This window comes from Hungatella sp. L36, from assembly GCF_014288035.1.
Genome location: NZ_JACOPC010000009.1, coordinates 17,469 through 32,697, shown reverse-complemented (window position 1 = coordinate 32,697; position 15,229 = coordinate 17,469). Strand labels below are relative to the sequence as shown.

15 protein-coding genes are annotated in these 15,229 nt (G+C 51.8%); all 15 read left to right on the top strand.

What is annotated here, in order from left to right:
* Positions 1-84: 84 nt before the first annotated feature.
* On the top strand, positions 85-540 hold the full coding sequence (locus H8S80_RS19970) for a MarR family winged helix-turn-helix transcriptional regulator (protein WP_002603504.1): 456 nt from the start codon (positions 85-87) through the stop codon (positions 538-540).
* Between the two features lie 167 nt (positions 541-707).
* A complete protein-coding gene (locus tag H8S80_RS19965) occupies positions 708-1,499 on the top strand; it encodes an acyl-CoA thioester hydrolase/BAAT C-terminal domain-containing protein (RefSeq protein ID WP_181987883.1) in 792 nt (263 codons plus the stop codon).
* A gap of 231 nt (positions 1,500-1,730) precedes the next feature.
* The gene (locus H8S80_RS19960; protein ID WP_002603506.1) at positions 1,731-3,443 is read left to right on the top strand and encodes an ABC transporter substrate-binding protein; all 1,713 of its coding nucleotides are present in this window, start codon (positions 1,731-1,733) and stop codon (positions 3,441-3,443) included.
* 163 nt (positions 3,444-3,606) lie between these two features.
* Complete coding sequence (locus tag H8S80_RS19955) at positions 3,607-4,992, top strand: M20/M25/M40 family metallo-hydrolase (RefSeq protein ID WP_117630862.1); 1,386 nt, start codon at positions 3,607-3,609, stop codon at positions 4,990-4,992.
* A 32-nt stretch (positions 4,993-5,024) separates the two neighbouring features.
* Positions 5,025-6,227: a M24 family metallopeptidase gene (locus H8S80_RS19950; RefSeq protein WP_025530736.1), complete on the top strand. Its 1,203-nt coding sequence runs from the start codon at positions 5,025-5,027 to the stop codon at positions 6,225-6,227.
* A gap of 3 nt (positions 6,228-6,230) precedes the next feature.
* Positions 6,231-7,493, top strand: a complete 1,263-nt coding sequence (locus H8S80_RS19945; protein ID WP_025530737.1) for a M20/M25/M40 family metallo-hydrolase — start codon at positions 6,231-6,233, stop codon at positions 7,491-7,493.
* 43 nt (positions 7,494-7,536) lie between these two features.
* Entirely contained in the window at positions 7,537-7,998 is a 462-nt protein-coding gene (locus H8S80_RS19940; protein ID WP_002603510.1) for an aminopeptidase P family N-terminal domain-containing protein, read from the top strand.
* A 16-nt stretch (positions 7,999-8,014) separates the two neighbouring features.
* Complete coding sequence (locus H8S80_RS19935; protein ID WP_025530738.1) at positions 8,015-8,974, top strand: ABC transporter permease; 960 nt, start codon at positions 8,015-8,017, stop codon at positions 8,972-8,974.
* A gap of 10 nt (positions 8,975-8,984) precedes the next feature.
* A complete protein-coding gene (gene opp4C, locus H8S80_RS19930; RefSeq protein WP_117630861.1) occupies positions 8,985-9,881 on the top strand; it encodes an oligopeptide ABC transporter permease in 897 nt (298 codons plus the stop codon).
* Positions 9,882-9,900: 19 nt separating this feature from the next.
* Entirely contained in the window at positions 9,901-10,980 is a 1,080-nt protein-coding gene (locus tag H8S80_RS19925; RefSeq protein ID WP_029466487.1) for a M24 family metallopeptidase, read from the top strand.
* A 51-nt stretch (positions 10,981-11,031) separates the two neighbouring features.
* Entirely contained in the window at positions 11,032-12,000 is a 969-nt protein-coding gene (locus H8S80_RS19920; protein WP_002603514.1) for an ABC transporter ATP-binding protein, read from the top strand.
* Complete coding sequence (locus H8S80_RS19915; protein ID WP_002603515.1) at positions 11,993-12,952, top strand: ABC transporter ATP-binding protein; 960 nt, start codon at positions 11,993-11,995, stop codon at positions 12,950-12,952. The genes H8S80_RS19920 and H8S80_RS19915 overlap by 8 nt, the downstream gene beginning before the upstream one ends.
* A 27-nt stretch (positions 12,953-12,979) precedes the next feature.
* Positions 12,980-13,354, top strand: coding sequence for a RidA family protein (locus H8S80_RS19910; protein WP_002603516.1), 375 nt, complete (start codon positions 12,980-12,982; stop codon positions 13,352-13,354).
* A 14-nt stretch (positions 13,355-13,368) separates the two neighbouring features.
* A complete protein-coding gene (locus H8S80_RS19905) occupies positions 13,369-14,559 on the top strand; it encodes an aminotransferase class I/II-fold pyridoxal phosphate-dependent enzyme (protein ID WP_002603517.1) in 1,191 nt (396 codons plus the stop codon).
* A gap of 16 nt (positions 14,560-14,575) precedes the next feature.
* Positions 14,576-15,217, top strand: a complete 642-nt coding sequence (locus H8S80_RS19900) for a helix-turn-helix transcriptional regulator (protein ID WP_025530740.1) — start codon at positions 14,576-14,578, stop codon at positions 15,215-15,217.
* Positions 15,218-15,229: the final 12 nt, after the last annotated feature.

Below are 15,229 nucleotides of genomic sequence, written 5' to 3'. Positions count from 1 at the left end.
GTAAAAAACGGGCTTGACAGAAGCGGAAAAAAGGAATATAGTTACTATACTGTAAAGCTACTTAACAAGATCGGAGGCAGCTACATGAACGATTATTCGCAGATGACGGTACTTATGGAACGGATCATTCATAAATACAATCAGTGGGAGAACAGAAAACGCACGTATGGCACAAAGATGCTGCTGACCCGATCAGAGATTCACACGATCGCGGCCGTAGGAGACAATCCGGGAATCAATATCACGGCTCTGGCCTCTGCGCTGGGAGTTACGAAAGCAGCCGCCTCGCAGATGATCTATAAACTGGTGGATAAAGGCGTCGTGGAGAAGGCGGTATCCCCCTATTCGGACACGGAGGTGGTCTTAAACCTGACGGAGGAAGGCCAGAAGAATTATATCGCCCACAGGGAGATCCACACCCGCTCGGATGAAGAATCTCTCCGGCTGATTCAGGAGATGCCGGAGCCGTTCTGCGGAGAGATGATTCAGTTTCTGACCGCGTTTGAAGAAATTATGGATAAGAGATTAAAAGAAGAATAGGCTGTCACTGACAGCATTTCTTTTTTTTACTATGTTAAGTATATTTACAGTAAACCATATTAACATAGCGTTACATTGACAGCACGCCACACTAACAGGGGAAGCACATTAACATGGGAGGCACATTAACGAGCACCACACTGAGAGGAAAGCACAAGGAGGAAATCATGATGCAGGAATATCGCACAAAGGAACTTTACGCAGATTTTTATGAGAATGAAGGAAAACCGCTGGTGGTAATCATAGGCGGCAGCAGGCCGGGACTTCCGGCGCCTTTGAACAAAGATTTTTTAGAACGATTAAAGAAAGATTTTCAGGTTCTGCTGCTGGCGTACTTCGGCGCCGGTGATCTTCCGGAGAGTCTTGAGTGCCTGCCGATGGAATACTTTGTAAATACGGTATCCGCCGTAAAACAGGAGTACGGCATCGGCGACAGGGAGGTGATCGTAATCGGCCAGTCGAAGGGAGGGGAAGCAGCGCTGCTGCTGACAAACTATATGAGATCGGCTGTGACAATCGCGCTGGTTCCTTCCTGCTATGCGTTCCAGGGACTGCCCGCGGAATTCACCCTGGAGAGCTTTACAAACAGGAAGTCCTCCTGGTCCTTTCAGGGAAAAGAACTGCCCTATATCAAATTCTATTTTGACCAGGAGATTGTAAAGGAGATTATGGCTGGAAATTACTGTACGTGTTATGAAGCGTCGATAGAGAAAAACGGGAATGAAGACGCACTCATCCGCGTTGACGGATACACCGGGAAAATACTTCTGATTTCTGAGGAAAACGACAGGTACTGGCCGAGCCGGGCGATGAGTGAGCAGCTGGTTAAGAGAAGCGGAAACAGAGAAAATATGAGACATATTTCCATGAAGCTGGACGGCCATTATCTCATGAATTATGAGGAGTCTGCCGGGGAAATCGTGAAGTACCTGGAAGAGTATCTGGCCGGTAAAAGGTGATGCTCCCTTAAATTTTGAAAGAGAGAGGCTAAAAAAATTCCAGATAATTTACTAAAAAAGTTTATTTACTAAAAAATTTGAATACTTAAAATTAATGGATTGGCAAGAAACGACATTATTGTTATACTAATCCCAACAAATGCAAAGAGGCAGAAAATGGAGTTCATTTTCTGCATTTTTTGTAAATATTTGCTTTAGCGAACTAAAGCGAAAAGCATAGGAGGACTCGTTATGAGAAAACGTAGAAGTGTACTTGCAGCAATATTACTGTCCGCGATGGCTCTTACAACCGCATGTGGTGGGAGCGGCGGCACGACAGAAACGAGCGGCGGCGGGAACGTTCAGGCTGAAGCAGGATCGGAAGCGGGAAATACGGGGGAGGAAACCGTAGTACAGATTGGCCAGACCTCTGAGGTAGCCAATTTAAACCCGACGATTCAGCCGAGAACACCAGACAGCAACGTGCAGTGTATGATCTTTAACTATCTGGTTATTCCGGACGAAGAACTGAACTACGTGGGGGATTTGGCAGAAGGATGGGATGTATCGGACGACGGCAGGACGTATACCTTCCATTTAAGAGACGGCGTAAAGTGGCATGACGGAGAACCGTTTACCTCCGCCGACGTCGCATTTACATTAACCTCTCTGGCGGCACCGACCTACAAGGGCGGCGCGGACAGCCGTATCGTCTCCATCGTCGGAGCCAAAGCGTACCAGGAAGGCAGCGCAGACAGCGTATCCGGCATTACCACACCGGATGACAAGACGGTTGTTGTGGAACTGGAAGAGGCGAATGCCGCGTTTATCGGCAACATGTATACCTGTATTCTTCCGAAGCACATTCTGGAGAATGTGGATCCAGGCACATGGGATACCGACGATTTTAACCGTCATCCCATCGGAACCGGCAAGTACAAATTCGTTGAGTGGAAGTCGGGCCAGTACATCGAACTGGAGAAGAACGAAGATTACTTCGGCACAAAGCCAAGCATTGACCGCGTCTATGTGAAGTTCGGCGACGAGACAACACTGACCGCTTCCTTAATCAATGGCGAGCTGGACGTTCTGTATGGCTTAAGCGCTTCCGAGATTGAGACTGTTGAGGCCATGGGCGGCGTCAGAGTGGAAGCGTACGATATGTTAAGCGTATACTATATCGGCTTAAACCAGTTAAATGAAGACTTAAGTGATTTAAAGGTACGCCAGGCACTGGCTTACGGGATTGACAAAGATAAGATCGTAGCGACGATTTATGGAGAGACCGGTTACGTGCAGGACAGCATTTTCCCGAGCAACCACTGGACCTACAGCGACGATGTAACGAAGTATCCGTACGATCCGGCGAAGTCGAAATCTCTTCTGGAAGAGGCTGGATATACTATGAATGCATCGACCGGATTCTACGAGAAGAACGGCAAGACGCTTCATCTTACCTATGACCTCGTAACAAGCACAGACGGCAATTCCGTAGCTCAGCTGATCCAGCAGCAGTGGAAGGAGATCGGCGTGGAGATGGAGATCATCGAGCAGGATTTCTCCACACTGGCTTACACGAAGCTGTTCCCATCCGATGACAACGGCAGCCCACGCCGTGTAACGGCGGACGATTTCGCCTGCTACACCTTAGGCTTCGGCATGGAGGCCGATCCGGACGAGTACAGAATGTACTTAACCACAGCAGATGCACCGGGTACCTGGAATTTCGTTACATACAGCAACTCCAAGGTGGATGAATTATTTGAGAAGCAGCTCTACTCCACAAAACCGGAGGAGAGAGCGGCCTGCTACCATGAGATCGGCAAGCTGATCTCCGAAGATGTTCCGTGGATTCCGTTATACGGTAAAAAGAGCCTTGCAGGAGTCAGCGAGAAGGTACAGAACTTCGCAGCAGACTTCCGCGGAATTACATTCCAGATTGAAAAATGGAACATTGCTCAGTAAATCAAACACCCCGCCGCAAGCTGCGGGGTGTTTGCCCCCGCGGGCAGTCGTCAAATGGACATGCCAGCATGCCCACCTGGCTCGTTGCCTTCGCGAGAATAAATGAATGAGGTAAATGGCCCAAAGCATATTGTTTTGGGCCATTTCACCAATGGAGACCCAAATGAAATACGATTATACAGAAGTTTTAAAGGACCTGGTCAGGATTGATACCACCAATCCACCGGGAAATGAAAAAAGGGCGCTTGATTATATTCAAAAGATTCTTGAACAGGAAGGGATCGATTCGACGATTTACGAGAGCGCTCCCGGCAGGGGCAATCTCCTGGCCTGCCTTCCGGCTGACAAAGATGTGTCTGATGAAGGTGGGGCAGACTGCGCGGCGGCTGAACGGCCGCTGATTCTCCTGAGCCATATTGACGTGGTCCTGGCAAAGGAATCCCAGTGGAAGCATCCTCCCTTTGCTGCGGTGGAGGAGGACGGCTTCATCTATGGGCGCGGCACCGTGGACACGAAGCAGCTGACAGTCATGGAACTGGCTGCCCTTCTGGCGCTGGCGGAAAATGGAGAGCAAAGGAAACGGGATGTCTTTCTTCTTGTGACCTGTGACGAGGAGAGCGGCAGCGCACTCGGACTATCCGCATTTCTCGAGGAAACAGTCTCCGCAGGCGGCCGTACCATCACGGGAAAGGAACTCTTCGAAAACAGTGAGGTAATCAGTGAAGGCGGAGGCTTCCCGATCCTGGTGGGAGACACGGCTTTTTACTTATGTGAGTCGGGCCAGAAGGGATGCGGCACCGTGGAATTTACCGTGGAGGCCAGAAATGCCAAAGGCCCATTCTTCGGAAGCGGAGACGGGATGGTAAGAGCCATGAAGCTGGTGGCCGATATCGGGGCCCTGGAGCTGGAGCAGAGGAAGCTGCCTACGGTAGCGCGCTTCGAAAAACGGCTTTCCGAATGTGCGGACGGCAATTGCCACGGTGACTCGGGCGCAGAGCGCGCGAGTGATCATTTCAGAGAGGCGCTGTCCCCGGTCATGAACAATATTCTGACGGCCATGAACCGGAATACCATGACCGTGACCATGATTCAGGGAAAAAGCGTCAATCAGGTAAAGGTGATCTGCGACGTGCGCCTTCTGCCTGGTTACGGAACCGCATATCTGAAAGAAATTACGGACCGCCTGGCGGAAAAATGGGATGCCGAATGCCGGATTCTATCCTTCAGCGAGGGCTATGAGAGTCAGCCGGAGGGCGGACTGATCGGATGCCTGGAGGAAGCGACAAGGATAGAGCTGGGAGAAGACGGGAAACGGGCGGAAGTGCTTCCGTTCATTTCCATGGGATCCAGCGACGGACGTTTTCTGGTTCCCATGAAGGCGAAGGTATACGGCTACAGTCCGGTCCTTTCCTGGGACATGACCTTTGATCAGGCCGTTTCCATGGTTCACGGCGTCGATGAAAAGATTCACCGGGAATCGGTGCTGTTCGGATGCCGGGTACTTGAAAATGCGGTCTGCAGGGCGGTCTGCGGCCGGATTCACCAATGAAAATGAAATCGAAAAGAAAGAAGGGGAACATTATGGTAGACAGAAAAAATGTAGCGGTTGAAAAGATGGACCGCGCAGTCCAGATGTTAAAAGAAAATCAGATCGATATGTGGATGTTTTATTCCAGACTGAATCAGGATCCGTCACTGGAACTGATGTTCAATACCGATACGAAGAACGAGGTCCTGTTCGTGCTGACGGCAGAAGGGGATAAGATGGCGTTTGCGGAAGCGTCCGACGCGGCGGTATATGAAGCGGCCGGGATCTTTACCAGTGTGAGGACCGTGACACCGGATACGGTAATGAAGGAATTTGCAGCAGTGTGTGACGAAAAGAAGCCCAATCGGATCGCGGTCAACGATTCCACCGAGGATTCCCGCTGCGACGGCCTTGGACTGGGACTCTATAAAAAAGTATGCGGGGCTCTGGGTGAGGAACGCATGAAAGCGTTAAAGACCGGAAGCTACCGGATGCTGGAAGAGCTCCGTGCGGTAAAGACCCCCAGCGAGATTGCCATCATGGAAGAGTGCAGCCGCTTAACGACCGATATTTACGACGCACTTTTTGCGCGCCTCCATGTTGGACTCAGTGAAATCGATGTGGGAGATATTATGATGGAAGAGTGTGCGAAGCGTAACGTTATCACCGCCTTTGGAAATCCGCCGGAATATCCGCTGGTTCTTCTCGTCAAGGGAGGCATGTCCCACAGGAAGCCGAACGCGAAGAATATCTGCCTTCCGGGTGATATGCTGGTCATCGATTTCAGCATCCGCTTTAACGGCTATACCTCCGACATCGCGCGTACCATGTATTTCTTAAAGCCAGGCGAGGAGCATGCGCCGAAAGAGGTTACTGACTGCGCAAACGGGGCAATCCGTGCCGTCGGTGAGGTCATGAAGGTGATCAAACCGGGCATGAAGGGCTACGAGGTGGACGCGGTCGGAAGACAGTCCATTCTGGACAGCGGTTATCCCAATATCCCTCACTCCGTAGGCCATCAGGTAGGCCTGGAAGTGCACGACGGCGGAACGACCCTCGGGCCAAATAAAGCCAGGCTAAGCTGCCAGGGCGTCTTGAGAAAGAATGAGATCTACGCGTTGGAACCGACCGTACTTCAGCCGGATGGACTTCCCTGTGCGATCATCGAGGACGACGTAATCCTGACCGATGATGGATGCAGACTGATCAGCAAACGCCAGACAGCGTTGATCGAGATCCCATACAGAGAGGCTTAATTCATGGAAAATGTGAAAGAGACACTGATGCATCTCATTTCAATTCCCTCGGTAACCGCATCTCCCTCCGAGAAGGAGGCCGTCATCTTCCTCGAACGGATTTTGAAGGAGGAGGGGATCGAGACTGAGCGGATCTTTAAAGATCCGGAACGGTTAAACCTCCTCGCCCATTTACCGGCCGAACAGCCGGAGGAAGGGCCCCTCGTGCTGATTTCCCATGTGGATGTGGTGGACGGCGATTCTGACAAATGGAACTGGCCGGTCTTCGGCGGAGTGGAAGAGGGGGGCAGAATCTACGGGAGGGGAACTCTGGATACGAAGCATTTAACCGTCATGGAGCTGAATGCATTTCTGAACCTGAAGCGGTCGGGAAGGAAGCTGAGACGCGACGTCTGGTTCCTGGCTACCATCGATGAGGAAGCGGGAAGTAAATTCGGTATGGAGTACGTGAAAGAGGCCAGGCCGGAGCTGTTTCAGAATGCCATGGTAATCAATGAAGGCGGCGGATTTCCCCTCCGGATTAACGGAAATGACTACCTGATGCTGACTGTGGGAGAAAAGGCTGTGTGCCGGGTAAAGCTTACGGCCTCGGGCCGCGGCGGCCATGCCAGTGCGCCCGGTGACGATCAGGCCATCTTAAAGCTGGCAGCCGTGCTGGAAGAGATCTTTGGAGCGGAGGATGAGCTGTGTTTCGGAAGCCACGCGACACAGGAAACCATGGCCCGGATTCTGGGCGGCCGCACCTGTGACAATCCGGTGGCGGCCGATATCTTCGGATACGCGGGACAGAATACCATCGGTCTCCGGGATTACCAGATCGGAGACCGGAGCAATGTGATTCCGGCCGCGGCGGAAGTGGTTCTGGAATTTAAAGTGCTTCCGGGCACGAGGGAAGAGGAGATCGAGGCGTTTGTAAAACGCCATGTGAAGGCCGGTGTGCAGTATGAGATCCTGAGCTTTGAGAGGGGATTTGAGAGCAATTTCGACAATTCCGCCTTAAAAAGCCTGATCGGGGATTTGAGGACGATCAGCAGGGAGGAGGGCTTCTCCTGCGAGGTACTTCCCATGCTTGCGCTGGGACGCACGGATGGCCGCTTCTTCGGTTCGGAAGGCAGCATGGTTTACGGATGCTCCCCCCTGTTAATGGACGATTCCTTCGACGCAGTGCTTCCGAAGGTTCACGGAAATGACGAGAGCATATCCACGGAATCCTATCTCTTCGGATGCAGGGTGTTGGACCGCTTAATTGAGAAAAACTGTTTGTGAGCCGCAAAAGAGCGGCCTGCTATTACATAATATGGAGGAAAATATGAAGAACTTTGAATTTCATAATCGTGTGATCCACGACGTGACTGAGAAACTGAAAGAACTGGACATAGACTTATTTTTAATCATTACCAGCGAGGGAAGCGATAAGATGACCCGGTTCATCCCCGGAGTCGATACCGTGGGTTCCGGAGCGTTCTTCTTTACAAAGGAAGGAAAACGCTACGGAGTGGCGTCTGCCATAGACGCTCAGGATGTAGAGGAATCCGGCCTGTTCGACGAGGTGATCCGCTATCAGGACTACGACAGCACGGTTGCCGGGCTGCTGAAAAAGCTGAATCCGAAGCGGGTAGCCCTTGATTTTTCCGAGACGGATGCGGAATGCGACGGGCTGACACTGGGGCGGTATGAGTATTATAAGGCTCATATCAAGGGACAGCTGGAGTTTTTGGAGGTCAGCTCTGATTTGTTTATTCCACAGGTGAAGGCTGTAAATCACCAATAAGATCAGGAGGTTATCGATGGGAAAATACATAAGAAAACGGTTAATACAGTCAATTCCCGTGGTGTTCGGCATTACGATACTGACCTATTTCATCATGAAACTGGCGCCGGGCGGCCCCCTGGCCAATATGATCAATCCGCGTACTTCTGCGGAGTCTATCTTAAGGGCCAAGGAAGCGATGGGCTTAAATAAGCCGATTATCATTCAGTACGTCAACTGGCTGAGGGAGTTGCTGCAGGGCAATTTCGGCTACAGCACCAATTCGGGACAGCAGGTTCTGGCCATGATTTTAGAGCGCCTTCCCGCGACGCTGCTACTTACGGTAACGGCGTTTGTCATCAGCTTTGTGGTGGGAATTCCGCTGGGCGTATACTCTGCGACCCACAAATACTCGGCAGGAGATTACGGCCTTACCATCTTCTCCTTTATCGGTATTTCGATTCCCAGCTTCTTCTTCGGCATGGGCCTGATCTACATCTTCGCCATAAAGCTGAAATGGTTTCCGACGTCGGGCTTTGGCGATACCACCTTTAAGGGGACCGGGATGGCTCTGTTCCTGAATAAGATGAAGTACCTTGTCATGCCTGCCCTTGTGATGTCCCTGGCCAATCTGGCCACGGTCATGCGCTTTACCCGGTCGAGCATGGTGGAAACGCTGAACCAGGATTATATCCGTACGGCCAGGGCCAAAGGGCTCTCGGAGAAGGTGGTCATCTACCGCCACGCGCTGAAGAATTCCCTGATTCCCGTTATCACCATCTTCGGTTTATCCATCCCGAATTTATTCGGCGGCGCCTATATCACGGAAAAAGTGTTCAGCTGGCCGGGTATGGGGCTTCTGGGCGTTGACGCCATCGCAAACAGAGACTACGCAGTGCTTATGGGTCTGACTCTGTTTACGGCGATTCTGGTTCTCGTGGGCAATCTCGTTGCGGATATTCTCTATTCCTTCGTAGACCCGAGAATACGATACTAAGGAGGCTTCCATGGAGAAAAAAATTACATATAAAAAACGGACTAATCTCTTCAAGACGGATGCGTGGAAGCGGTTCAGCAAAAATAAACTGGCTCTGATCGGAAGCGTCATCATTCTTCTGATGATTGCCGCGGCCATACTGGCGCCCCTCATCGTACAGAATGATCCGTATGTGTCTTTAACCGATGCAAACGGCCTCATTTTAAAGAACAGCTCTCCTGCGAAGAGCGGCACGTTTCTGGGGACGGACAGCCTGGGACGCGATACATTCAGCCGGGTGATCTACGCGGCCAGAGTGTCCATGAGCGTTGGCGTGGTGGCAGTCGGCATTTCCACCGGTATCGGTATTTTATTAGGCGCGCTGGCCGGTTATTTCGGCGGGTGGGTGGATACCTTTATCATGCGTGTGGTCGATGTGGTCTACTGCTTTCCGGTGCTTTTCCTGGTCATTATTATCGCAACCATCTTAAAGCCCAGCATCTATAATATTATGATTATCATCGGCCTCTGTAACTGGACCGGAACGGCGAGGTTCGTCAGAGGCGAGATTTTAAGGGTCCGGGAGCTGGAGTATGTGCAGGCCTCCATCTCGCTGGGGGCGACGGATGGACGCACTATTTTCCATCATATTATTCCGAATATCATGGCCCCGATTATCGTGGAAGCCACCCTTCAGATGGCGAGGGCGATCCTGACAGAAGCTTCCTTAAGCTATCTGGGTGTCGGTGTTCAGATGCCGACGGCCAGCTGGGGGAACATGCTGATGAGCGCCAACAACTTATCCACGCTGACGCTGCGCCCGTGGCAGTGGGTGCCGCCGGGAGTCTGCATTTTCCTGGCAGTGCTGAGCATCAACTTTATCGGTGACGGCTTAAGAGACGCGTTTGACGCAAGACAGAAGAAGTAACCGCGGGACAGGAGTTTAGATGAAGAAGATACAATATGAAAAGAGGCTGTCGGGCCTCAGAGCTTACATCGAGGATCACGGCCTTACGGGAGCTCTGATCACTTCGTATGAAAATCGCAGATATTTCTGCGGATTTACAGGGAGCAGCGGTTACCTTCTCGTCACGCGTGACCACACCGTTCTCATAACGGACAAACGGTATACGACCCAGGCGAAGGAGCAGACTGTGGACTGCGAGATCGTGGAGCACAGCCAGGACCGGCTGGGACTGGTGGCGGACACCATGAAGCATCTTGGAATCACTTCTTCCGTCATGGAAAGCGGCATGACCGCCGGAGAGTATTTTTCCTTAAAGGAGCACTTGGGAGACCACAGGACCGTACTGGAGGATGAGTACTTCCTGGAGCTGCGCATGGTGAAGGACGAATGGGAAATAGAAGCCACCAGGGAGGCCATCCGGCGCGCCGAGGCAGGCTTTGACCGGCTGATTCCGAGACTTAAAATCGGTATGACGGAAAAGGATTTAGCGGACGAACTTCATTACCTGGTAAATAGAGAGGGCGCCGAGGCCATGAGCTTTGGAACCATTGTCGCCTCGGGGGCGCGAGGAGCCATGGCTCACGGATTTCCGACGAACAAGGTCATCGAAAACGGTGATATGGTGGTGGTTGACTTCGGCGTCATGTACGACGGTTACTGCTCCGATATGACGAGGACGCTGCTTTTCGGAGATATTTCCCAGGAAAACAGGAGGATTTTTAATCTGGTCCTGGAATCCGGAAAACGGGCCGTGGAAGCGGTTCGGCCGGGTGTGCACTCCAGCGAGGTGGAGGCGGCTCACAGGGATGTATTTATCAGAGAGGGGCTGGACGATTACGCGCTTCGCGGATTGGGGCATGGAATCGGCCTTCAGATCCACGAATGTCCGAGAGTCCAGATTGGAAAGGACACGGTATTGAGGCCGAATATGATATTTACCATAGAGCCGGGCCTCTATTTCCCGGGAGTCTGCGGCGTCCGCACGGAGGATGACGTACTGGTGACGGAAAGCGGAGTGGAAAACCTTTCCCATACGCCGCATGAGATTCATATTGACTAGGACATGACAGAATGCAATTTTTCGATCATGCTCAAGGAGAGGAGACCGTTAATGAGCTTATTGGAAGTAAAAGACTTAAAAACATATTTTTATACGGATGCGGGCTGCGCAAAGGCGGTGGACGGTGTATCCTTTTCCCTGGACAAGGGGAAGGTGCTGGGCATCGTGGGCGAGTCCGGATGCGGCAAGAGCGTGACCAGCTTATCGATCATGGGGCTGGTGGACCCGGTGACGGGAAGGCATGAAGGCGGGGAAATCCTGTTTCACGGGGAGGACTTAAGCAAGCTTTCGGAAAAGGAGAAGAGGAAGATCCGCGGAAATAAGATCTCCATGATCTTCCAGGAACCCATGACCTCTTTAAATCCCGTGTTTACCGTCGGCTACCAGATCGAGGAGGCGCTGATGCTGCATCTCGGTATGGATAAGAATGCGGCCCGCCAGAGGGCAGTTGAACTGCTGAAGCTGGTGGAGATCCCGGAGGCGGAAAAGCGGGTGGATGAGTATCCCCACCAGCTGTCGGGCGGAATGAGACAGAGGGTGATGATCGCCATGGCGCTGTCCTGTAACCCCGAGCTGCTGATCGCCGATGAACCGACCACGGCTCTCGATGTGACCATACAGGCGCAGATCCTGGAGCTGTTAAATGAATTGAAGGACAAGCTGGGCATGGCCATCATCTTTATTACCCATGACCTGGGCGTGATCTCGGAGATGGCCGACGAGGTGGTCGTCATGTATGCGGGGGAGATTGTGGAAAAGGCGGAGACACGCCAGCTTTTTGACAACCCCATGCATCCTTACACGGAGGGGCTCATGGCCTCCATCCCCGACATCGATCAGGAGGTGGACAGGCTCCAGACTCTGGAGGGACTGGTTCCCAGCCTCTATGATATGCCGTCAGGCTGCCGGTTTGGCCCGCGCTGCAAGTATTATACGGAAGAGTGCGGAAAGAACCACAGCCAGTTGACCCGGCTGGAAGGCCAACGAGAAGTCAGATGCAGGAGGTATCAACATGAGTGAAATCCTGATTCAGGCAAAAAATATAAAAAAATACTTCCCTACCAGTGACAGAGGCAAGGTCGTGAAGGCCGTGGATGATATCAGCTTTGATATTTACAAGGGCGAGACCCTGGGCGTGGTGGGGGAATCCGGCTGCGGAAAATCCACTACGGGCCGCATGGTCTTAAAGCTCCTCGACTGTACGGAAGGAACTGTTCTGTACAAGGGGAAAGACATCGGAAAGATGAAGGGAAAAGAGATGCGCTCTTTAAGAAAGGAGATGCAGATCATTTTCCAGGATCCTTATGCGTCGCTGGATCCGAGAAAGACGGTATTTCAGATCCTGGCGGAGCCGTTCTGGATTCACCACCCGGAGATGAGTAAGGAAGAGATCTACCGGGAAGTGGAAAAGCTGATCGAGTGCGTGGGGCTGCGTCCCGAGCATATCCTTCGGTATCCCCACGAATTTTCCGGCGGCCAGCGCCAGCGTGTGGGCATTGCGAGAGCGATCGCCCTTCATCCGGAGTTCGTGGTCTGTGATGAGCCGGTCAGTGCCCTGGATGTATCGATCCAGGCCCAGGTAATCAATCTGATGCAGGACATCAAAAAAGAGTACCAGCTGACCTACCTTTTTATCTCCCATGATCTGCGGATCATCAAGCATTTCTGCGACCGTGTCATGGTCATGTATCTGGGTAATATCGTAGAGCTTGGAACCAAAGAGGCGATCTATGGGAACCAGAGGCATCCCTATACAAAGGCGCTTTTATCGGCAGTATCCAACGTAAAGGGGCACGGCAGCAAGAACCGGATTATCTTACAGGGCGATATTCCCAGTCCGGTGAATCCGCCCAGCGGCTGCCCGTTCCATACGAGGTGCAGCTACTGCATGGATATCTGCAGGGAAAAGAAACCGGAATTAAAGAAGATGGCCGATGGCACGCTGGTAGCCTGTCATCTGGATATGGAATAAAACTACAACTATTTGGAGGATGGAACAATGAACAAGATCGTAACAGAAAACGCACCGAAGGCGATAGGACCGTATTCACAGGGAATGGTATTTGAAAATCTGGTATTTTCCAGCGGACAGATACCAGTCAATCCGGCGACCGGCGAAACAGAAGGAACCACCATCGAGACACAGGCGGCCCAGTCCTGCAAGAATGTGGCGGCGGTGCTGGAAGCGGCCGGAAGCAGCATGGAGCGCGTGATCAAAACCACCTGCTACCTCGCGGACATGGCGGATTTCCCTGTGTTTAACCAGATTTACGAGACGTATTTTGTCAGCAGCCCGGCGCGTTCCTGTGTCGCGGTGAAGACGCTGCCGAAGAACGTGCTGTGCGAAATTGAAGCGATCGCTTATAAGGAATAGAAGAGGAGAGGACCATGGCTTTATTCGATGGAAATAATATAAAACTGGATGTGCTGAAAAAATGGGCTTACAATTACCGCTGGGCGGAGGTGCCGGAGGGAACCATTCCCTTGACGGCCGCCGATCCTGACTATCCGGTGGCGCCGGAGATCCGTAAGGCGCTTCGCGATTACGTCGACAACGGCTACTTTTCCTACACGCCGAAGATGGGCTATCCGGAGTTTATGGAGGCGGCCTCCAAAGCGCTGTGGGAGCGGAAACACGAGAAAATCAGTGAGGATTGTATCCTTCCGATTGACAGTGCGGCCAGAGGGATGTATATTATCGCTGAGACGTTTTTAAAACCAGGCGATGAGATGATCGTGTTTGACCCGGTGGATTACTTATTTAAAGAGTCCTGCCTCGCTGCCGGCGGCGTGCCGGTTCTGTTCCCGGCGAAGCTGAAAGACGGTTATATTGACTTGAGCGAGCTGGAAAACTATATAACGCCAAAGACGAAGATGATCGGGCTGTGCAATCCTCACAATCCATACGGTGTTCTGTACCGTCAGGAGGATTTGGAACACATCATGAGCCTCTGCGAGAAATACGGTCTGTATATCATGAATGATGAGATCTGGTCCGATATCGTGTATCCGGAGAATCAGTTTTTAAGCATTCTCTCTCTCGGAGAGGAACGGACGGGACGTGTCATGAGCGTCTTTGGCTTCTCCAAGAGCTTTGGTATCGCGGGACTTCGGGCGGGAATGATCTACTGTACAGACAAAGCGGTGTTTGACCGCCTTGTGGATAAGTCCGCGGTGATGACTACGGCGGGCGGTATCGCTTCTGTCTCCCAGATTGCGGGAATTGCGTGCTTAAAGGAGTGTTACTACTGGGTAGATGAATTTATCGGCCATCTGGTAAAGAACCGGGATTACGCGGTGGAGAGAATCAACCGCATGCCGGTGATCCGCTGCCATAAGCCGCAGGCCACGTATCTTCTGTATGTGGATATCAGCGGTCTGGGTGTGCCTTCCTCTCAGTTTACCGATTACCTGATCGAACACGCCGGCCTTGCACTGGTTCCGGGAGGGGACGCGTTCTTTGGCCCGGGATCAGAGGGCTGCATGAGAATCTGTTTTGCCACCAGCCATGAAATTCTGGAAGAAGGCTTAAACCGGCTGGAAAAGGGATTAAAGATGTTTCTGGAAGAAAAAAAATAAGGAAAAGGTCGAGTTAATGATGCATGAAAATCTTCAGGTAATTCAAAAAATGTTAAGGAGCATCCATCAGATGCTCGGCGACAGGTATGAGGTCATTCTGCACGATTTAAGCCATGTGGAAAGCTCAATCGTGGGAATAGAAGGAAGCATCACCCACAGAAAGATTGGGGGACCGGCGACGAATTACCTGATTCAATTGCTGAGAGAGTACGGGGATGAGGCAAAAGACAGCATCAATTATAAAAACGTTATGCCTGACGGGCGTGTACTGCGTTCCTCCACCATTTTTATCAGAGACAACGATGGGAAAATCATCGGTTCGCTCTGCATCAACCAGGATCTGACGGATTTTATGGTTGCCAACCGGCTGCTGGAGCGGCTGGTGGAATTTAAGAATGAGGAGCACGAAGTGCCGAAGGAGATGTTTGCCCAGGATATTTCTGAGGTCATGGAATCCATGGTCGGCAGCGAGCTGGCCCTGGTGAATAAGCCGGTGGCCTACATGCAGAAAGAGGACAAACTGGCCCTGGTGGACGATTTGGAGCACAAGGGAATCTTTGATGTCAAGGGCTCTGTGGAATACGTAGCGGAGTGCCTGGGCGTGACAAACTTTACTGTTTATAATTATTTAAAAGAAATCAGAACGAAGCATAAGTAACCGCGTCAAGCG